Annotated in this window: 19 protein-coding genes and 1 pseudogene; 11 read left to right on the top strand and 9 right to left on the bottom strand. The window is 45.0% G+C overall.

Going from position 1 to position 18406, the window contains the following annotated elements; genetic code table 11:
* The first annotated feature begins 115 nt into the window (after positions 1-115).
* Positions 116-697, top strand: a complete 582-nt coding sequence (locus tag PN466_RS15730; RefSeq protein ID WP_271940747.1) for an anti-sigma factor family protein — start codon at positions 116-118, stop codon at positions 695-697.
* On the opposite strand, the gene PN466_RS15725 is transcribed toward PN466_RS15730, so the two are convergent.
* Positions 694-1095 carry a gamma-glutamylcyclotransferase family protein gene (locus PN466_RS15725; RefSeq protein ID WP_271940745.1) on the bottom strand — a complete coding sequence of 134 codons (402 nt, stop codon included), beginning with the start codon at positions 1093-1095 and terminating at the stop codon, positions 694-696. The genes PN466_RS15730 and PN466_RS15725 overlap by 4 nt on opposite strands.
* A gap of 192 nt (positions 1096-1287) precedes the next feature.
* Here PN466_RS15725 and hisH point away from each other — a divergent pair, with 192 nt between their 5' ends.
* From hisH to rpoD, 3 genes are all read left to right on the top strand, one after another.
* The gene (gene hisH / locus PN466_RS15720) at positions 1288-1929 is read left to right on the top strand and encodes an imidazole glycerol phosphate synthase subunit HisH (RefSeq protein WP_271940742.1); all 642 of its coding nucleotides are present in this window, start codon (positions 1288-1290) and stop codon (positions 1927-1929) included.
* A 164-nt stretch (positions 1930-2093) separates the two neighbouring features.
* Positions 2094-2348, top strand: coding sequence for a hypothetical protein (locus PN466_RS15715; RefSeq protein WP_271940739.1), 255 nt, complete (start codon positions 2094-2096; stop codon positions 2346-2348).
* Between the two features lie 578 nt (positions 2349-2926).
* Entirely contained in the window at positions 2927-4048 is a 1122-nt protein-coding gene (gene rpoD, locus PN466_RS15710; RefSeq protein WP_271940737.1) for an RNA polymerase sigma factor RpoD, read from the top strand.
* 161 nt (positions 4049-4209) lie between these two features.
* On the opposite strand, the gene PN466_RS15705 is transcribed toward rpoD, so the two are convergent.
* The 4 genes from PN466_RS15705 to PN466_RS15690 all read right to left on the bottom strand — a co-directional run bounded on the left by PN466_RS15705 (position 4210) and on the right by PN466_RS15690 (position 6479).
* The gene (locus PN466_RS15705) at positions 4210-4371 is read right to left on the bottom strand and encodes a chlorophyll a/b-binding protein (protein ID WP_271940735.1); all 162 of its coding nucleotides are present in this window, start codon (positions 4369-4371) and stop codon (positions 4210-4212) included.
* Positions 4372-4459: 88 nt separating this feature from the next.
* The gene (locus PN466_RS15700) at positions 4460-5725 is read right to left on the bottom strand and encodes an ABC transporter ATP-binding protein (RefSeq protein ID WP_271940732.1); all 1266 of its coding nucleotides are present in this window, start codon (positions 5723-5725) and stop codon (positions 4460-4462) included.
* 257 nt (positions 5726-5982) lie between these two features.
* On the bottom strand, positions 5983-6264 hold the full coding sequence (locus tag PN466_RS15695; RefSeq protein WP_271940731.1) for a type II toxin-antitoxin system VapC family toxin: 282 nt from the start codon (positions 6262-6264) through the stop codon (positions 5983-5985).
* Positions 6249-6479 carry a type II toxin-antitoxin system Phd/YefM family antitoxin gene (locus PN466_RS15690; RefSeq protein WP_271940728.1) on the bottom strand — a complete coding sequence of 77 codons (231 nt, stop codon included), beginning with the start codon at positions 6477-6479 and terminating at the stop codon, positions 6249-6251. The genes PN466_RS15695 and PN466_RS15690 overlap by 16 nt, the downstream gene beginning before the upstream one ends.
* Positions 6480-6857: 378 nt before the next feature.
* Between PN466_RS15690 and PN466_RS15685 the strand changes: the two genes are divergently transcribed.
* Together PN466_RS15685 and PN466_RS15680 are read left to right on the top strand one after the other, a co-directional pair.
* On the top strand, positions 6858-7427 hold the full coding sequence (locus PN466_RS15685) for an ankyrin repeat domain-containing protein (protein WP_271940725.1): 570 nt from the start codon (positions 6858-6860) through the stop codon (positions 7425-7427).
* 24 nt (positions 7428-7451) lie between these two features.
* Entirely contained in the window at positions 7452-8252 is an 801-nt protein-coding gene (locus tag PN466_RS15680) for an ATP-grasp domain-containing protein (protein ID WP_271940722.1), read from the top strand.
* Here PN466_RS15680 and PN466_RS15675 read toward each other — a convergent pair.
* Positions 8246-10837, bottom strand: a complete 2592-nt coding sequence (locus PN466_RS15675; protein WP_271940719.1) for a DNA gyrase/topoisomerase IV subunit A — start codon at positions 10835-10837, stop codon at positions 8246-8248. The genes PN466_RS15680 and PN466_RS15675 overlap by 7 nt on opposite strands.
* A 434-nt stretch (positions 10838-11271) precedes the next feature.
* Here PN466_RS15675 and PN466_RS15670 point away from each other — a divergent pair, with 434 nt between their 5' ends.
* Together PN466_RS15670 and PN466_RS15665 are read left to right on the top strand one after the other, a co-directional pair.
* On the top strand, positions 11272-11670 hold the full coding sequence (locus tag PN466_RS15670) for a response regulator (protein WP_271940715.1): 399 nt from the start codon (positions 11272-11274) through the stop codon (positions 11668-11670).
* Between the two features lie 35 nt (positions 11671-11705).
* Positions 11706-12911 (top strand): glycoside hydrolase family 10 protein, encoded by a 1206-nt coding sequence (locus PN466_RS15665; RefSeq protein ID WP_271940713.1) that lies wholly within the window; start codon positions 11706-11708, stop codon positions 12909-12911.
* A gap of 20 nt (positions 12912-12931) precedes the next feature.
* On the opposite strand, the gene PN466_RS15660 is transcribed toward PN466_RS15665, so the two are convergent.
* Positions 12932-13807: a tetratricopeptide repeat protein gene (locus PN466_RS15660; RefSeq protein WP_271940710.1), complete on the bottom strand. Its 876-nt coding sequence runs from the start codon at positions 13805-13807 to the stop codon at positions 12932-12934.
* Between the two features lie 167 nt (positions 13808-13974).
* Here PN466_RS15660 and PN466_RS15655 point away from each other — a divergent pair, with 167 nt between their 5' ends.
* On the top strand, positions 13975-15174 hold the full coding sequence (locus tag PN466_RS15655) for a response regulator (protein ID WP_390890012.1): 1200 nt from the start codon (positions 13975-13977) through the stop codon (positions 15172-15174).
* Positions 15171-16088: a DMT family transporter gene (locus PN466_RS15650; RefSeq protein ID WP_271940705.1), complete on the top strand. Its 918-nt coding sequence runs from the start codon at positions 15171-15173 to the stop codon at positions 16086-16088. Before PN466_RS15655 ends, PN466_RS15650 begins: the two co-directional genes overlap by 4 nt.
* Here the strand turns inward: PN466_RS15650 and PN466_RS15645 are convergent.
* A complete protein-coding gene (locus PN466_RS15645; RefSeq protein ID WP_271940702.1) occupies positions 16082-16267 on the bottom strand; it encodes a PCP reductase family protein in 186 nt (61 codons plus the stop codon). The two genes, PN466_RS15650 and PN466_RS15645, sit on opposite strands and share 7 nt — an antisense overlap.
* A 462-nt stretch (positions 16268-16729) precedes the next feature.
* The gene (gene trpD / locus PN466_RS15640; RefSeq protein ID WP_271940700.1) at positions 16730-17860 is read right to left on the bottom strand and encodes an anthranilate phosphoribosyltransferase; all 1131 of its coding nucleotides are present in this window, start codon (positions 17858-17860) and stop codon (positions 16730-16732) included.
* Between the two features lie 375 nt (positions 17861-18235).
* On the opposite strand from trpD, the pseudogene PN466_RS26385 reads away from it, so the two are divergent.
* A pseudogene (locus PN466_RS26385) lies at positions 18236-18400 on the top strand (RRXRR domain-containing protein); the annotation flags it as partial.
* Between the last annotated feature and the right edge of the window lie 6 nt (positions 18401-18406).

Genomic DNA, 18406 nt, shown 5'->3' with positions numbered 1-18406 from the left:
AATCTTAAGATTAATTGGAAACTTAAATACCCCTTTTAGGATCATTAGGTGTACACTATCTTGGGTTAGTCACTAAGTGTGATCTTGAGTTTATCAACTTGGTAGGTGACCCCCTATGACTCCTCACTTTGATTGTCAACCCCATTCCCAGAAGGAGGGATATTTATCCCATCTGACTTCCTGGAATGACACCAACCCCAATTCACATATGGGTGTACCTGATATGTTAAAACGCGATCGCTTTGAACTGCTCAGTGCCTATCTTGATGGCGAAGTCAGTGCTTCGGAAAGCAAACAGGTGGAAGAATGGCTAGACAATGACCCTACGGTTCAATGTCTCTATCAACGCCTGCTTAAACTTCGTCAAGGCTTTGAACTGTTGCCCACTCCTCCCCAAGAGCAACCCGTGGAGGATATGGTTACTCAAGTGATGGGCCGCTTAGATCGACGACCCAAACGCACCGCCCTTTTATGGGGGACAGGGGCGATCGCTGCTGCTGCAGTGGCAGCCCTATCTACAACCTTTGCGAATTCTAACCAACTGTTCCCCCAAATAGCGGAAACCCCGACCTCGCCAGCTCTGATGCGTATTGCCCTCGATCAACCCCTAATTGATATCCCTAAATCGGATAACAATCCTTTGGGAATGCCTAATGCAACAGGCGATCTTCATCAAATGCTCCAGAATGACCGCTAATCAGATACGGGAGACCAAGAGCCATTGAGTAACTCCACTCCCCCGTATCCCTCAATCTTCTCTACACTCATCACGTAGACTAAAGCATCACCCAGAGGTTCACCCGTTGGTCGAAAGACAGGCATCAACTGGCGTAGATATCGATTGTCCTCTAAGGGTGAGTCGGGGTGATAGCCCTCTAATTGATCGAGCTGATTGAGCAGGTGTGAATCCTGAAAATGGAGTACATATCCTTCAATCCGGTTCGTTCCTACAGTCAGGCCTGGATAACCCATGGGTAGCAAAAATAAACGACCCCAGGCGATCGCCTGCTCTTCTTTGACGATACGCCCTTCGCAATAGCGCTGGTAATTCACTTCACCGGGCTTGAGGGTCCCATAAACGAAAACTTTGAACATTTGCTTGAGCTAAGTATTAATACACTCCTTTCTAGTACAGCATATTTAACCACACGAGAACGATGTCCCCTATAGGGTTCTCCGTTGAAATCAGCCATTCTTATGCAAATGCTCGGAAATTGTTACATTAATTTACATCAAGAATAACCTACAATGAGGGCATATTCGCCCATTCAGTAAGGATAAAATACCATGTCAGTTATCGCCGTCATCGATTACGATATGGGTAATTTGCACTCGGTTTGTAAGGGACTGGAGAAAGCCGGTGCAACCCCCAAAGTAACCGACCTAGCTACAGAAATACACCAAGCAGACGCTGTGGTGTTACCGGGGGTAGGGGCCTTTGATCCAGCCGTGGAGCATATTCGATCGCGGAACTTAGAAGAGCCGATTAAAGAGGTGATCGCCAGTGGGAAACCTTTTCTTGGTATTTGCTTAGGATTACAAATCCTCTTTGACTACAGCGAAGAAGGACAGCAACCCGGTCTAGGTATTCTCCCTGGAGCCGTCCGTCGTTTTCACTGGGAGCCGGGAATCACTATTCCTCACATGGGATGGAATCACCTCCACTTTACCCAACCGGATATTCCCTTATGGGCGCATTTATCGACCACTTCTTGGATGTATTTTGTCCATTCCTACTATGTCGATCCCCAGGATAAAGCGGTCTGCGGAGCAACAGTGACCCATGGAACTCAATGTGTAGCAGCGGCGATCGCCAAAAACAACCTCATGGCTGTTCAATTTCACCCCGAAAAATCCGACCGCGCTGGACTACAAATTCTCTCTAACTTTGTCGAACATGTCCGGTCTCAAAGCCCAATTTGCGTTTAATCTCACTAATCTTCAAGATTAAGAACGCACTCACGTATTTTAGTCTTGAAACATCACATCTAGTCTGTTGATTTTACAGCCAAACTATTGTGTTACCTCTGGTCGTTAAGGAAAACACCCTTTTTACCTTTAAATTCTGGTTAAATGACCAGATTCAAGAGGGAATGAACTACAAACAGGAAATGTTTTGTCGGTTATACACTCTCCGCCCCCAATTCCGGGCCCAACTCTATCAGTTTGGCTGTAAACTCACTTACAATGGAACCCGCGTAGTGATTAGTATTACAGAACAGCATTGCAGTTTGTGGGTGAGCTTACGAGACCCCATTGTCAAAGCTGTTCTCATTGATGGACTCTCTTTGGATTTGCCCAGTCCCCTGAAAGAGGATGACTTCCCCGATACCCTACCGCCATCCTAGAAGCCAAGAGAACAAAGCTTGCCGCTAAAACGTTAATTTTGTCAATTAACTTAACCTAATTGCCCCTCCCATTTCAGGCAAAGTGAGTTAACTTAACAGAAAATAGACTGCAATTGAGACCATTAACTGAATCCAATTGGTAGTTGAGTCTGATATTCTACCCTAGTAGAGTTCACTTACAAAAACCACTACATTTTCGTGTTTTTGTAGTATGGCAAAGCCAACCCTAATTTTTCCTCCCCTTGATGTCACGCTCTGGTTAAAATCCAGTACTGAGATCATTGATCCAACCTCTAGCTGGAAGTGTCTTACTCTCCCAGTTCGCTGGTGTCGGATCATTAGGGGAACCTCACTAAGAGGAGGTTCCTTGGTCCTCCTCTTAGTGAATATGGGGTGCTACCCCCCATACTCATTTGATGAGAGAAAACGATCTAATTTTCTCCAATCTGACCCACAGATCCCTCAAGTATTGTTAAACTTGAAAGGTTTGTTGGTAGATAAGGGTGAACAAAAACTCACCAACACAATTTCTCAATTTCATTTCTTAAGATATTTATAAGGAGCATGAGGAACGCGGCATGACCCAGGCTAAAAACCTACTCCCAACCCTCGAACCCCCCGAACTTGAAGAGGAACTGTATGCAATAGAGGAGGACGAACTAGAAGATTATCTAGATACTACTCCGGATGAGGAAGACGGTAAGTCTGGCAAAGTTCGCTCGATACGTCGAAAGACCCAAGTCAAGAAAAAGCATTATACAGAAGACTCTATTCGTCTGTATTTACAAGAAATTGGTCGGATTCGATTGTTAAGGGCTGATGAAGAAATTGAACTAGCCCGTAAAATTGCTGATTTATTAGAATTAGAGCGTCTGAGAGACGATTTAGAAGATGGGCTAGAACGAGAACCGAGCGATGCAGAATGGGCGGAATCGGTGGGAATGCCTTTGCCCCAGTTTCGCTATCGTTTGCATCTGGGAAGACGAGCTAAAGACAAGATGGTACAGTCCAACTTGCGTCTGGTGGTTTCGATCGCCAAAAAATATATGAATCGGGGTTTATCTTTCCAAGATTTGATTCAGGAAGGGAGCTTAGGCTTAATCCGAGCAGCCGAGAAATTTGACCATGAGAAAGGATATAAGTTCTCGACTTATGCCACTTGGTGGATTCGTCAAGCAATTACGCGGGCGATCGCCGATCAATCCCGTACGATTCGCCTTCCGGTTCACCTCTACGAAACCATTTCTCGGATTAAAAAGACCACGAAACTCCTCTCCCAAGAAATGGGACGCAAACCCACCGAGGAAGAAATTGCAGAACGCATGGAAATGACTATCGAAAAACTGCGGTTCATTGCCAAATCTGCACAACTGCCCATTTCTCTAGAAACTCCCATTGGTAAAGAAGAAGATTCTCGTTTAGGAGACTTTATTGAATCGGATGGGGAAACACCAGAAGACGAAGTTTCTAAAAGTTTACTGCGGGAAGATTTAGAAGGAGTTTTGGGAACTCTTAGTCCTCGTGAGCGGGATGTCTTGCGTCTGCGCTATGGCTTAGATGATGGACGCATGAAAACCCTTGAGGAAATTGGACAAATCTTTAATGTGACACGGGAGCGGATACGGCAAATTGAGGCGAAAGCCTTGCGTAAATTGCGCCATCCCAACCGCAATAGCATTTTACGGGAATATATCGGCTAGATCTAGACCTTAATATTCACTCTGACAGACGGCAAGTATTAACCTGCCGTCTTTGTTTATATAGCCACAGCCAAGGGGGTTAGGGCAGACCTCAAGCGATCGACCCTAGCATCCATAATCTATAAATCTATTGCTTATTCCCTATTCCCTAGCGCGTAGAGCTATAGCCCCAAAATCCCCAGAACTCCATCACTAGAAACCAATTGAATTCCTAGAGCAACCACAAAGCCAAGCATGGCTAAACGGCCATTCCAGATTTCTGCTTGGGGGGTGAAGCCGACCTTCCAAGCGTTACGGTTGGGTAAAGTTTCACGATCTTCCATAAATTAAAGTCCTCATTGACGCTCAAATTGTTGGTGTAAATAAATATTAACAAAATGAGAAAGAGTTGGCTGTACTTTTGATTTAGATTCAGAAGTTCTTATGGTTTTGATCGTCAAGGGGGAAAATTGCTAATCCCGTTTGGACAGAAAATAGGTGCATTTGTTCAGGAATCATAGAAAACCAGAGGGTTTCCCCGATCTTGATGGAGCGCGGTTGAGACAATCTCAGATTAAGAATTTGAGTTTCTTCTGGGAGACTTCCCGAAAGTAAGGTTTCATGACCAAGTTCCTCGACTGCTTTCACCTGAATCGGTAAATTTTTAGGTGCGGGAGCGCTTTCCTGAAGGTGTTCTGGGCGAATGCCTAAAATTAGGGAAGACTCCCCTAATTTCTGTAAGGGGTATTGCCACCTTTCTGGTAAGGTCAAGCGAAATTGGGGATGCCGTAATAGAAGGGGGGCAGACCACTCGACGGGTATAAAATTCATGGATGGAGAACCAATAAATTGGGCGACAAACTGATTGGCGGGACGATGATAAAGTTCTAAGGGTCGAGCCACCTGTTGCAGTTCTCCTTGATTCATGACTGCGATGCGATCGCCCATTGTCATTGCTTCTACTTGATCGTGAGTTACATAAATTGTCGTTACTCCGACCTGTCGCTGTAATTCCACAATCTGCGATCGCGTTTGTGTCCGTAACTGAGCATCTAAATTAGATAAGGGTTCATCCATGAGGAAAACATGGGGATTTCTGGCGATCGCCCGTCCCAAAGCTACCCGTTGCTTCTGTCCCCCAGATAACTGCTTCGGTAAGCGCTCCAGTAGAGTTTCAATTTCCAATAACCTCGCTACTTGTTGCACCTGCGCTTTAATCTGACGCTCTTCTAGGGAAACATAGCGGAAACCGGGAGGAAGCGATCTTGTTAGGGCAACTCCCCCTCGTTTCATCCATTGTTCTATCGATTGTCCCGAATTCCCCCGCCTCAAACCAAAGGCGATGTTCTCATAAACACTCATGTGGGGATAAAGGGCATAATTTTGAAACACCATGGCGGTATTACGAGCTTTCGGGGGTAAGGTATTGACTTGGCGATCGCCAATCCAAACTTGTCCCCCTGTCAAACTCTCCAAGCCCGAAATAATCCGCAACAGGGTACTCTTACCACATCCAGATGGCCCTACCAGCACCAAAAACTCCCCATCCTCCACCGTCAAATTAATATTCCGCAAAACCGGAGACTTGGGTTTACGAGTGCTTTCACCCTCGCCATTTCCTGCCACCGACTGCTGCTGAACTTGGCCAGCAGAAGCGACAAAACTCTTATAAAGATTCTCTAAGACTACCTTGGTCACAGAACTTCAAACTTTGATAATTCCCTTGATATAGAACCATTTTAGTTCTGGATTGGCTTTCCATTCAAGTAACTGGGTTTTACTCATAGACAAAATCGGGGCGCGATCGCACTTGAGAAAAGAGTTTGATCGTCTTACCAAATGAGTGGCGAATAGAAACCAGCTATTTTTCGACCTGCGGTAATAATAGCAGCATTATTTTTTTGAGCAACTGCAACAATGACCCGATCTGCCGGATCTCGATACTCCCATGATAATCAAACACTTTCTAGCCAAATTTCTTCATCTATTGGGACAATACGAATAACATCGGACTTTTTCAACACCGAAAGATACTCATCAATATCCACACCCAAATCTAATTTATTATTTTTAACTTTAATCGCGATTTCCCAAATCGATATTGAGGCAACAAGACCATTTTCCTCTTGTTCCATACGATCACTGGCTTCTTTAGCTTTGAGAGAAAGGCGAGCAGGATCTAAACTGCACCCAATCAAAGCACAAGTATCCAGAACAATTTTTATATTTCCTGCCATTCTTCAGTTGTTGGGTTGGTCAAGTCTTCCAAATATTTAACTTTTCCTCGCATATCTTTAAATAGATCTGAAGTCGGGATCAATTTTTGATAGGGGGACATTGTAATAATCGGCCGATTCCCATCTGTGACCAAAACTTCTTCACCTTCCAACTCAATAAGTTGCAATAAGTTGGACAAATCACCCATTAATTGACTTTTACTGATTATTTTCATAAATAAAACCACAAAGACATATACCCAATTTTAGACATCACCCATATGTTTGAAAACTTAGTCATTCTGCATTATTTTTTGCGATAATGTGAGCGATCACTCAACACCTTATAGGGAGAGAGCATTCCAGCTTAGATCCCCAAGACCGCTCAAAGCCAAACCTAACTTTAGATTCAAGCCTGTTGTCACCCCCTATGTCAAGGCATTTACATGTCAAGGCATTTACGTGACATTTGATTAACCCTTTACATAGATGATGATAAAATAAGGAATAATAAATAAATATCCCTGAAGCGTTTAAAAGTTTAAAACAAAAGCCATTAAAACCCCGGAAAAAATTGATCAACCCGGTCAATTATATTTAGACACCCCACTTCAATGGAAGTATCAAGCCATGGAAATTTTGATCTAGTTAATTTTTTAGTCAATTCAGGAGCCGATCCTAATCAAATTGATATAATGGGATTTTGTGCATTACTTTATGCAGCACAAGAAGAATATTGGGATATTTTTGAATATTTATTCGACTTGACCAATCAAGACTTAAAAGAGGTATCTTTATTTATGTCTACAGTAGATGGAGAATTAAAAGTTCTTCAAGCCCTGATAGATCAAAAAGTTAGTGTAGATGCATGTCGGCAGAAGGGGGTATGGAGTAATAATGGTTGTACCGCTTTGATCTCAACAGTTCAAGAAGGTCGTGTTGATATAGTAGAAATTCTACTAAAGGCCGGTGCAAATCCTAATTTAGCTGAAGAAGATACAGGTGGAACTCCTTTAATGTATGCAGCAAAACATGGGTACTTAGAAATCCTTAATCTATTGTTAGACGCTGGTTCAGATCCAACTATTAGAGATTATTATAATGAAACTGTCCTAATGAAAGCCGAAAAAATTAATAATATAAAAATTTGGCGGACTTTATATAACATAATTGCAAACTTTTGACGGCGACTAACGAATCCTTATATCATGCGATTTCTATTTCCTAGTGATGCGATCAAATCCAAGAAACCTGATAGTGCTTTTATCGATAGCATAGCAATATTTCAAGAGATGGAATACCAAATTTCCTTTGTTTCTTTAGAATCCCTTCATCAAGAAAAGTATCAGGTCTTTCCTGCCATCTCTGAAAACGAAATTATTCTTTATCGGGGGTGGATGATGACCCATGATGAGTATACGACTCTGTATAATGGGATCTCTTTTCATGGGGCAACACTGTTGACTAATCCTGAAACCTATCTTCGGTGTCACCATTTGCCCAATTGGTATCCTCTGATTTCAGAATTTACCCCAAAAACTGTCTTTTTTCCTCCTGATGTTGATTTGAAAACTGAACTCGATGCCTTAAATTGGCCGTCTTACTTTATTAAAGATTATGTGAAGTCGCTCAAAACAGCATCAGGGTCTTTACTCCAGTCTACCGATGATCTCCCGCAGCTTGTTGCGGATATGATTAAGTTTAGACAAGGTATCGAAGGCGGTTTCTGTGTACGAGAAGTCGAAGACTTTGTCCCTCATTCAGAAACCCGATATTTTGTGGTTCAAGGCAGACCTTATGCTCATGAACCTGAACATCCTATCCCCAAGATAGTTAACCAAGTTGCCGATCGCATTAATAGCCCCTTCTTCACTATTGATGTCGTTCAACACAGAGATGGACGCGATCGCGTGGTAGAACTAGGTGATGGACAAGTCTCAGATCTCGTCGGATGGACACCTCAGAGATTAGCCACTATTATCGCGTCTATCTTCCCTCCCACTTATTGACTTTTATCATCTGGTAAAAAACGTTGCAAGAGGTGAACAGTCTTGAGCCTTTCCTGGGACTGAAGCTTCAACAACCGATCGCCAGTTCCATCCTTACCCATCTCTTGCACCTTATCCACCTCTAACCGCCAAAACCGTTGACTGCTACTGACGACTTGTACTTTTCCACCCGCAGGCGCTAACACCATGCCTACCATGCGATCGCGCGAGCGATCCATAGCATTATCGCTATGCTGGGTAAATTGTAGAGCCTGAGTGCCAATATCCCCGCGATTTCCTTGGCGAATGACCTCCACCGGAACCCGTTTTCCAAATCCCATCTCGGACATCAACAGCACCCGATCCTGGGGACGCGCTACCACACAACCGACTAACTGCTCCTGTTTTCGTAATCTCAAAGCTTGATATCCTTGAGCAGTGCGTCCTAAAACGGGTACTTGTTCCGAATTCATATCCAGGCGTAAGATCCGTCCTCCCGATGTTCCCAACAATAATTGTGACCCCGGCTGCGATAAATATACATAGTTTAGGCGATCGCCCTCCTTCAACTTCAGCGCCGTTAACCCACTGGCTCGCAGATTGGCAAATTCCGCCAAAGGCAAACGTTTAATCCGTCCTTCCTCAGTTACTAATACTAAATCGAGATTGTCCCCATACTCCGTTAACACAAACTGAGCCACCACATCCGGTGGTTGTCCCGTGCCACTATGGGGCACTAAACTATTGAGGGGAATACCTTGGGACTTACTACTGGTCGGAACCTGACCCACCTTCACCCCATAGCCTTTGCCGTCAACCGTTAACAGTAATAAATCGGCATCCGCTCTTGCTTGATAGGAACTTAAGGTTGAACTCATCCCCTCACCCCCATCTGGACTGAGCTCAGGGACTCGGCGAATATATCCCCCATAGCTAATCTCTAGATAACTGGTTTCCAGAGATAACGATAATTCCTCGATCGCCTGTTGCTCGATAACAGAAGATTTAGCCTTCTGGGCACTTTTTGAACGCCTCGACGATCCTCCAGATTCCCCAGACTGACTTCTCGAACTCCCACGCTGCTTAGGTTCAGAGGCAGTCTCATTGGCGATTTGAATGCGCGTACGTCGGGGATTATCATAGCGACGTTTGAGGCTCCGCAGTTCTTTTTTCAACGACTTCAGCAATTCCGATCGCTGATTGAGCAACTGCTCCAATTCTTGAATTCGTTGAGTCAGTTGGTCGAACTCAGTTTGTAAGTTTTGCTGCTCTAACCCCGTCAACCGACGCATCGGCATCGCTAACAGAGCATCCGCTTGGGTGGGTTGTAGGTCTAACTGTTCTTGAAGTTGGGCTTTAGCTGTTGTACCATCGGCGGCATTTCTGAGAATAGAGATCGCCCGATCTAAATTCGCTAAAGCTAATAACAATCCTTCCAGAATATGGCAGCGTTTGCGCGTTTGTTCCAACTCATGGGTATATTGCCGAGTTAAAGTTTGTTCCCGAAAACTCAGGAATTCTTGCAGCACTTCACGCAAACTCAACTGCTGGGGAGTCCCATCCACCAGAGCCAAGAAAATAGCCCCAAAATTAGTTTGTAAAGGGGTTTGATGATAGAGATGAGCTAAGACTTTACTGGGTTGGGCATCCGTTTTCAACTCCAATACTACCCGCATTCCGGTGCGATCGCTCTCATCTCGAATATCCGAAATGCCCTCTAACTTCCCATGATTGACCAGATCGGCCACTTTCTCAATCCATCCCGCCTTATTCACCTGATAAGGTAACTCCGTCACGATAATGCAATCGCGGATACGCTTACGTTTCCCGGGTTGAATTTTCTCAATCGTTGCCACCCCGCGCATGGGAATACTACCTTTTCCCATCCGATAAGCACTCTCAATTCCCTCTCGATCCACAATTACCCCACCCGTAGGAAAATCAGGTGCAGGAATCTTCTGCATTAACTTCTCATCCGACAGTTCTGGATGATCAATTAAAGCAATCAACCCATCGACTATTTCGCCCAAATTATGGGGAGGAATATTTGTCGCCATCCCTACCGCAATACCCGAACAGCCATTGAGCAGTAAAATCGGCAATTGCGCCGGTAGCACGACCGGTTCTGCTTGAGAGTTATCGAAATTAGGAATAAAATCCACCGTAGACTCACTAATTTCTGCTAATAGACTTTCATGACTAATCGCAGAGAGGCGCGTTTCCGTATAGCGCATAGCTGCGGGCGGATCGTTATCCACCGAGCCAAAATTCCCATGACCTGCCAATAACGGATAGCGACAGGAAAAATCTTGTACCATCCGCACCAGAGCATCATAGACCGCCTGATCTCCATGGGGATGATATTTACCCAATACATCTCCCACCACCCGCGCGCATTTACGATAGGGGCGATCCGGGGTTAATCCCAATTCATGCATAGCGTATAAAATACGCCGATGAACTGGTTTTAAGCCATCTCGGACATCTGGGAGGGCACGGCCAACAATGACACTCATGGCATATTCAAGATAAGACCTCTCCATCTCGGTATGTAAGGCAGTCGGAATAATTTGTTCGCTCTGGAAAAGTCGCAGTTGTTTAGCCATGGGTTGAATGAAGGTAAGGGTTAACTCAGGGGTAAGAATGCTCTATAACTGTAGGTTTCTAGGGTACACCTGACGGAGGATAGATGGGCAAAAAATGGCAAGCGATCGCCCCATCAATTCAGGTTTGTCGTCTTTCTCTTGTAAAATAAGAGAGAAAACCTAAATACCAAAAGTAACGGATGTGAGGCAGAATGAATCTAGATGAGATAGTGCAGGTGAGCATCATTGGCATCAGCTCGGTAAAAGTAGAACACAGCAATTAGGGGGAGATGGGTAGCTCAATCTATTCCTCATTCCTCTCTATCTATGCAAGAGTAGGGCTTGTCTCATACACTCATACAGGTGTATCTAGACAGTAGTATCTAGCCAAGCATATGGCAACTGGGAATCTGAGCCTTTATCTATCCTGGAGTTGAAAACTAAGAGAACCTATTATGAAAACTGTTCTAATCGTAGAAGATGATCCCATTAATGCACGGGTTTTCTCTAAAATCCTCACCAAACGTGGTGGACTAAATGTTAAGCATACCGAAAATGTCGATGAGGTGATGGAGATTGTCAGCCAAAAAGCAGCAGATATTATTCTGATGGATGTGTCCTTATCCAATAGCGTGTATCAGGGTAAATCAGTGGATGGCATTAAGATTACCCAAATGATTAAAGCAGACACGAATACATCAGCAATTCCGATTATCCTCGTTACGGCCCATGCGATGCAGGGCGATCGCGAGAACTTCCTCCAGCAAAGTGGAGCAGATGCCTATATCTCCAAACCTGTGATCGATCATCAGGAGTTTGTCGATAAAATTAAATCCTTACTACCCGAGGATTGAGACCCTGGTATTCATGGCTTTGGGAGGAAGTTTGAGTGTTCTCTTGGCTCAATCAAAGAAAGACTAAAATCATCCTGAGTTGGCTAATTGGTTGGACTTTAGTCTGCTTTTGGGGCGTGTTTCCAGTGACTGGGCAGACTCCCCCTATACCTGCAACAGAATTGCGTGGGGTATGGTTAACCAATGTCGATAGTGATGTCCTGTTTTCGAGCGATCGCCTCACGGATGCTCTAGAAAAACTCGATCGGCTCCATTTTAATACGGTTTATCCGACAGTTTGGAATGATGGGTATACCCTCTATCCCAGTGCAGTCGGAAAGGAGGTAACCGGCCGTTCAGTACTCAAAATCCCCGGTTTACAGAAGAGGGATATGCTCGCCGAAGTCATCGAGCAGAGCCATCAACGGGGCATGAGTGTACTACCGTGGTTGGAATTCGGCTTTATGGCTCCAGCCGAATCTGAGTTAGTCAAGCGTCACCCCGATTGGATTACCAACCGTGCAGATGGTTCCCAAGTCGTGATGCAAGGAATTCATCCACGGGTATGGTTAAATCCCGTTCATCCCCAAGTCCAGCAATTGATAGTCGATTTAGTGACTGAATTGGTGACACACTACGATATTGATGGCATTCAGTTAGACGATCATTTTGGTTTGCCCGTAGAGTTGGGCTATGATGCCTATACTCGGCAAGTTTATCAATCAGAACATAACGGCCAACTGCCACCAGAGAATCCAGAAGATGAAGCCTGGATACGCTGGAGAGCCGATCGCATCACCACAGTAATGGCGCGGATTTTTGCGGCTGTTAAAAGTAAACGCCCCGATGCCATTGTTTCCCTCTCTCCCAATCCCCAGCATTTTGCCTATAGTCGCTATCTTCAAGATTGGTTTAGCTGGGAGCGACAAGGGTTTGTCGAAGAATTGTTGATTCAAATCTATCGAGATGACCTAGAGCGGTTTCAAGCCGAGCTGAAGCGACCAGAAGTACAAGTTGCCTTAGATCATATTCCCGTAGGAATTGGGGTGCTAACGGGGCTGAAAAATCGCTCAGTTCCCATGAGCCAAGTTCAAGAACAGGTGGCTGAAGTCAGAAACGGAAAATTTGCTGGGGTCTCTTTCTTTTTCTATGAAACGCTCTGGAATTTGAGTCAGGAGTCTCCCCAAAATCGACAAGCCGACTGGAAAAGCATCTTTCCCCAGTCGGCTGCGCGTCCCAGCATTTTGCACTGCTGGCGATAATTAACAATTAATAATTGTTATCAACGTTGCTGGTGAAATTCTGCCTCAGAGAGTTGTGCAAGAGTTTCCTGTATTCTCGGAGTTTCCAAAAAGGTTTTCGTATCGGCTAAGAGACGATCGCCCCAAAGATTAGCTTTCAGAAACTCCAGATCCGCATAAGCTGGGTCAAGTTCGAGAGCGGCGGCTCCCATTCTCAGGCCTTGTTCGCGATCGCCGTTTATATACAAAGCAACGGCCAAAGCCAACTGGGGTTCAGCCGCATCGGGTTCAATGCTCACCGCTTTACGCCAAGAGGCGATCGCCCGATCGACCTGACCCTGTTCATACTCAATCAAGCCAATATTGTTAATCCCTGGCCAAAACTCCTCATCTTGGCGAATTGCCTTTTCATATTCGGCGATCGCATCACTCCAGCGATTGAGCTTATAGTAAGCATTCCCCAAATCAAACAGGGCCGCCAGTTGATCGGGTTTAATCCTCAATCCTTCTTTTAGATAATCAGCCGCCCTTTGGTAGTCCTCATTTTGGAAATGGGCCGAACCTAACGTAAACAAAACTAACTCATTCTTCGGTTCGAGCGATCGGGCCTTCTCTAACGTCTCAATTCCCCGCCCTACATCATCCGTTTGCAAATACAAACGACCGAGCAAAAACCAAGCCCGGATATCATCCGGTAAAAGCTGAACTGCCAACTGAGCGCGAGGAAGAGCAGGTTCATATTGTTGGAACTGGGCCAGTTGTTCCGCTTGTCGAGCTAACTTAATTCCCTCTTCCTCCAACTCTTCCCGCTCTAACTGTAAAGTATGGGGAACGATCGCCTGACCCCAGGCTGGTTGCAGACTACCCCACCCACTCCACAAGCACACCAACAAAGCATAATAAATCGGTTTTGGCACAACACAAGCCTCAGACAACATAACTCACAGACCACTCTTTACAATTTTAACTAAGATTGAGGGTTTGCCCAACTTCCAGTTGAGATCTCTATTGCTCTTTACGAGCATTTGTGAACCCATCTAGAATAAAAACAAATTTATTTCTTCTAGGATTGAGTTGCTCTTGGATGTCTTTCTCCTCCAATCTGCTCAGTTCGGATCTCAATGGGTGCCCTCTCATGGAGCGTTATCTCCGGCAAATCTACCACCAACAAGCCACTGGTGAGTTAATTGTTACCGCTCAAGATCAAACTTGGCACTTATTTTTTTATCTAGGTCATCTACTCTATGCTACCGGGGGAATGCATCGCAGCCGCCGATGGTATCGCTATATTAAGCTGTTTTCCGTTGATTGGAGCGAGATCGAACTCAAAAAGCCCACAGGAATGTGGGAATATTATCTCCTCCGCTATGCTCTACAGCAACACCAAATCAACCTCAATCAAGCTCAATCTGTGATTGCCTATAGTGCCATTGAAATTTTATTTACCCTGCTCAACCAACCCTCTAATGACGTTTCCAGTCGTTGGAAACCCAGCCAACGGTTATCGGGCAATACAGCGACTACTCCGCGATCGTCCCTAGCCTTAAAAATTCCACCCTTAATTGAAAGAACTCAAAGCTTATCGAAGCAATGGCAGACCATGGAATTAACGTCTCTGTCTCCCGATTTAGCTCCCATGTTAAAACGGGAACTTCCTAAACGAGTGAATGCTCAAACCTCAACCAAGTTAATTGAGCTATTCAATGGGGAAAATCCCATTTGGGATATTGCCTTGGAAATGAAGCAATCCCTCTATACCTTATCTCGCAGTATCCGCCATTTTTGGAAACAGGGAATTATTGAGTTTCAATCCTTGCCCGATCTGAATCCACCGGTTTCTTGGACAACCCCTAGGATGGATCAAACCCTCAATGGGGAATCCGATACCTCCATTTCTGGCCCCCTAGTTGCCTGTATTGATGATAGTCCCTTAGTTGGCCATGCTTTAGGCCATATTTTGATTCCTGCTGGGTATCAATTACTCAAAATCCATGACCCCATTTCTGGCATTGCCCAATTGGCCAAACACAAGCCAGATCTGATTTTATTAGATGTAGTGATGCCCACGGTAACCGGCTATAATTTGTGCAGTTTTTTGCGGCAAACGTCTTTGTTTAGTGATACTCCCATTATTATTCTGACCAGTCGGGATCACATCATCGATCGCACTAAGGCGAAGTTGGCAGGGGCAACGGATTTTTTGACAAAACCTGCTAAACCGGAGCAACTGCTAAAGTTAATCGAAAAACATATCAACCCCATTTCCCCCGTAACTGAATCATGAATAAACCGGCGAAGTGGTGGTTGGGATTGGTTTTGGGGTTTGGCGTTTTAACGATCGCCACTTCGGCTGTCTTTATCCGCTTGTGTCTTGAGTCTGCGGGAATGGCAGGAGCTGGATTTAGTTTGGTGCTGGCTGCTTTACGTTTGGCAATAGCTTCAGTTCTTTGTCTTCCCCTGTGGAAAGGCATTCAGCACAATAAAGCTTCACGACAAGCTTGGCAATGGGCGATCGCCGCTGGACTTTGTTTGGCCATCCATTTTTCCCTATGGATCGCGTCTTTATCCTATACCTCAATTGCAGCTTCTACCACCTTAGTTACCACCAACCCCATCTGGGTCGCCTTAATTCTCTGGGTTTGGCAAGGCAAACGACCCACTCAACTCACAGTTATGGGCATTCTCATTGCCTTAACTGGGGGAATTCTGATTGCGTTTGGAGGAGAAAGCACTACCCCAACTGGCTCCCTGTCTCTTCTGGGTAATGCCTTGGCCTTAATGGGCGCTTGGTCAGCCAGTTTTTATCTGATTCTCGGACAACAAGCCCAACAGGAAGGATTAGGTTTGGGTCATTATATCGCTACTGTTTATACCCTAGCGGCCCTGTGTTTACTCCCGCTCCCCTTGTTTTTGGGCACTCCTTATGCCGGTTATCCCGTTGATGTGTATCTCTATATTGCTCTGATGGCTATCCTTCCCCAACTCATGGGTCATACCTCCTTGAATTGGTCTGTGCGTTGGATTTCACCAACCACCGTTGCTCTGGCTATTCTCTGTGAACCCATAGGGGCAACTTCGCTCGGTTATTTAATCTTTGCCGAAGTACCCACCCCATTGGTGTTTGGGGGAGCCGTAATTTTGCTATTTGGTGTTGCCTTAGCCATTTGGGGAGAAGGGAAAAGGAGCCAAAACTATTGACCAAATTCAAGGCGAGCTTGTTCGACTAAATCAGCAGTAACGATCTCCGAGTCAGACTCGCGGGCAAGTTGTTCAATGCGGCCTCTGGCTTGCGATCGCACAAAATAAGGAATATTTTTCAGTTTAACCTCAGCCTCAGCCGTCCATTCTAATTCATACATTTGCTCTACCTCTACCATCAGTCTCCTCTATTTTAAGCTGTTTCACCCATGCAGGAGCAAAAATATGCCAGCCTCTACCAATCTCCATCGCAGTGCTCCACCACAGGAAATAATGCAGTACGAAGGCTATAGTTAGTCGATTTAATTAAGATTGAGACAATCATGATTGGTCTATTGTAGAGGCAAGTTTCAAACCCGCCTCTTACCATTTCTTTATGAAGCTGCACTTCATAAAATAAAACGAAGATATAATGGGTAGAGAAAGAGGCAAAAAAGAGGAGGTAAAGAAGTGTTAAATCTTGACATAAAATTTACATTCAACTGAAGAAGAGTCCCGAGCGAACTAAATGAGTGTTTCTGGGATCAGATCGTAGCTCCAATGAATAATAGAGGAGCGTTAATTCTAGGGATTTAAAAACTCAAGTAAATTCCTAAAATTTCAAGAATTATCTTCCTAATCTCCCTATCCTCTATCCTCTCTTAAGCTTCCTTGAGAAAAGTCACCAAATCCTGCACTTTATCCCAGGCAGCACCACTCTTGAGAATGTCCAAGGCTTTCTCAATTCCTTGGCGATGCTCTCCCCAAGGAGTCACTTCACCGACTTGCAGGGCAAACGAGGCATTGAGCGCAACGACTTCTCGCTGTGCAGTTGTTCCTTTCCCTTGGAGAACATTACGCAAGATGTCTGTATTTTCTTCGATTTCACCGCCCCGTAGTTCGGAGATAGGCGCAGGAGAGAGTCCTAACCCTTGAGTCAATCTCTCTGCATAATTAAGTTTAGATGGATAGCGTCCCTTTCTTGTCATATAATCCAGCAAAACACCATGGCTGACATTACCTTCACGAACTGAAGAGAAAACAATATCATCTCCTAACCCTGCTTCATCTAATCCTTCTTTTCCGTGTAAAACAATGGCTCGCTGTACACCTCCTAATTGCAGAATAGCGTTAGCAACAATGGGAACCAAATTGGGATTATAAACTCCCAGCACTTGCCCTGTGGGTTTGAGAGGGTTCACCAACGGCCCCAATAAATTAAACACCGTCCGCATTTTCAGCGTTTTGCGAATGGGGACAACAGCCTTCATTGCCGGATGCCAACCGGGAGCAAACAGGAACGTAATTCCCACCTCACCCAAGGCAGCAGAAATGGTATCTGGGGGGGCTTTCAGGTTCACGCCCAGCGCCTCTAAAACGTCCGCAGAACCGACTTTACTCGACGCTGACCGATTTCCGTGTTTTGCCACTTTTATCCCGGCTGCTGCGGCAACAAACGCCACTGCGGTGGAGATATTGAAGGTGGATGCACCATCGCCACCTGTGCCACAGGTATCAATTACGGGTTCAGTAGGTAAGAGTGCTTCCGAAGGACTAGCTGCTTGAGCTTGCAGCACTTGAGCCATACCTGCTAATTCCGTCGGCGCAACTCCCTTAGCTTGAATGGCGGTTAAAATGGCTCCAGAGAGGACGGGGGGAATGTCTTCATTAAGCCACCCCTGCATGAGTTTGACGGCTTGAAAGCGAGAGAGGGACTGTTTGTCCATCAATTGTTGCAGTAAATCGGGCCAACTGAGAGAATCGGATGGGGTTGTTTGGGCAGAATCTACCATGAATCCAAGGTTGATAAAGGAATAGGAGACCATTACCAGTTACCAGTTACCAGTTACCAGTTACCAGTTACCAGTCACCAGTTCATGAGGGTCAGTTAAGGTAATCTTATCACTATCAGGAAACTTGGAGTCAACGACCCACCGCTATATTGCTTTAGCAATTAGCAGGGACTTGAAAGAGTCCATAGTTGACCAGCTTAAGTTCAAACAAGAACTACGTTTTTAGAGCTATCACACCTACGAATGCGTCGCTAGTTTGCAGCTCTGTGGTTGACAGTTAAACATCTGTAATTGGGTTAAGGAAGTGCTGTCAGCGTCACAAACTCTAAAAACATTAGCGAAGCGAACTTTACCCTAGTAATAGGAGCCTGACTCATGCGAGTTTTCGTATTAGATAAGAACAAAAAGCTACTCAATCCCACCCATCCAGGGCAAGCAAGAAAATTGCTTTGTTCAGGACGTGCTAAGGTTTTCAAACGCTTTCCTTTTACGATTATTTTACAAGATGTAGAAGGAGGAGAAACTAATAGTTGCCAATTAAAGAGC

The sequence above is a fragment of the Roseofilum reptotaenium CS-1145 genome (genome assembly GCF_028330985.1).
Taxonomy (GTDB): Bacteria; Cyanobacteriota; Cyanobacteriia; order Cyanobacteriales; family Desertifilaceae; genus Roseofilum; species Roseofilum reptotaenium.
The sequence above is the reverse complement of the archived record's forward strand: the minus strand, read 5'-3'. Positions and strand labels throughout refer to the sequence as shown.

What these genes read in the sequence shown, in the direction of transcription:
- PN466_RS15730 (WP_271940747.1), top strand. Translation starts at nt 116, where the DNA reads ATGACTCCTCACTTTGATTGTCAACCCCATTCCCAGAAGGAGGGATAT.
- PN466_RS15725 (WP_271940745.1), bottom strand. Translation starts at nt 1,095, where the DNA reads ATGTTCAAAGTTTTCGTTTATGGGACCCTCAAGCCCGGTGAAGTGAAT.
- hisH (WP_271940742.1), top strand. Translation starts at nt 1,288, where the DNA reads ATGTCAGTTATCGCCGTCATCGATTACGATATGGGTAATTTGCACTCG.
- PN466_RS15715 (WP_271940739.1), top strand. Translation starts at nt 2,094, where the DNA reads ATGAACTACAAACAGGAAATGTTTTGTCGGTTATACACTCTCCGCCCC.
- rpoD (WP_271940737.1), top strand. Translation starts at nt 2,927, where the DNA reads ATGACCCAGGCTAAAAACCTACTCCCAACCCTCGAACCCCCCGAACTT.
- PN466_RS15705 (WP_271940735.1), bottom strand. Translation starts at nt 4,371, where the DNA reads ATGGAAGATCGTGAAACTTTACCCAACCGTAACGCTTGGAAGGTCGGC.
- PN466_RS15695 (WP_271940731.1), bottom strand. Translation starts at nt 6,264, where the DNA reads ATGGCAGGAAATATAAAAATTGTTCTGGATACTTGTGCTTTGATTGGG.
- PN466_RS15690 (WP_271940728.1), bottom strand. Translation starts at nt 6,479, where the DNA reads ATGAAAATAATCAGTAAAAGTCAATTAATGGGTGATTTGTCCAACTTA.
- PN466_RS15685 (WP_271940725.1), top strand. Translation starts at nt 6,858, where the DNA reads ATGGAAGTATCAAGCCATGGAAATTTTGATCTAGTTAATTTTTTAGTC.
- PN466_RS15680 (WP_271940722.1), top strand. Translation starts at nt 7,452, where the DNA reads ATGCGATTTCTATTTCCTAGTGATGCGATCAAATCCAAGAAACCTGAT.
- PN466_RS15675 (WP_271940719.1), bottom strand. Translation starts at nt 10,837, where the DNA reads ATGGCTAAACAACTGCGACTTTTCCAGAGCGAACAAATTATTCCGACT.
- PN466_RS15670 (WP_271940715.1), top strand. Translation starts at nt 11,272, where the DNA reads ATGAAAACTGTTCTAATCGTAGAAGATGATCCCATTAATGCACGGGTT.
- PN466_RS15655 (WP_390890012.1), top strand. Translation starts at nt 13,975, where the DNA reads ATGTCTTTCTCCTCCAATCTGCTCAGTTCGGATCTCAATGGGTGCCCT.
- PN466_RS15650 (WP_271940705.1), top strand. Translation starts at nt 15,171, where the DNA reads ATGAATAAACCGGCGAAGTGGTGGTTGGGATTGGTTTTGGGGTTTGGC.
- PN466_RS15645 (WP_271940702.1), bottom strand. Translation starts at nt 16,267, where the DNA reads ATGGTAGAGGTAGAGCAAATGTATGAATTAGAATGGACGGCTGAGGCT.
- trpD (WP_271940700.1), bottom strand. Translation starts at nt 17,860, where the DNA reads ATGGTAGATTCTGCCCAAACAACCCCATCCGATTCTCTCAGTTGGCCC.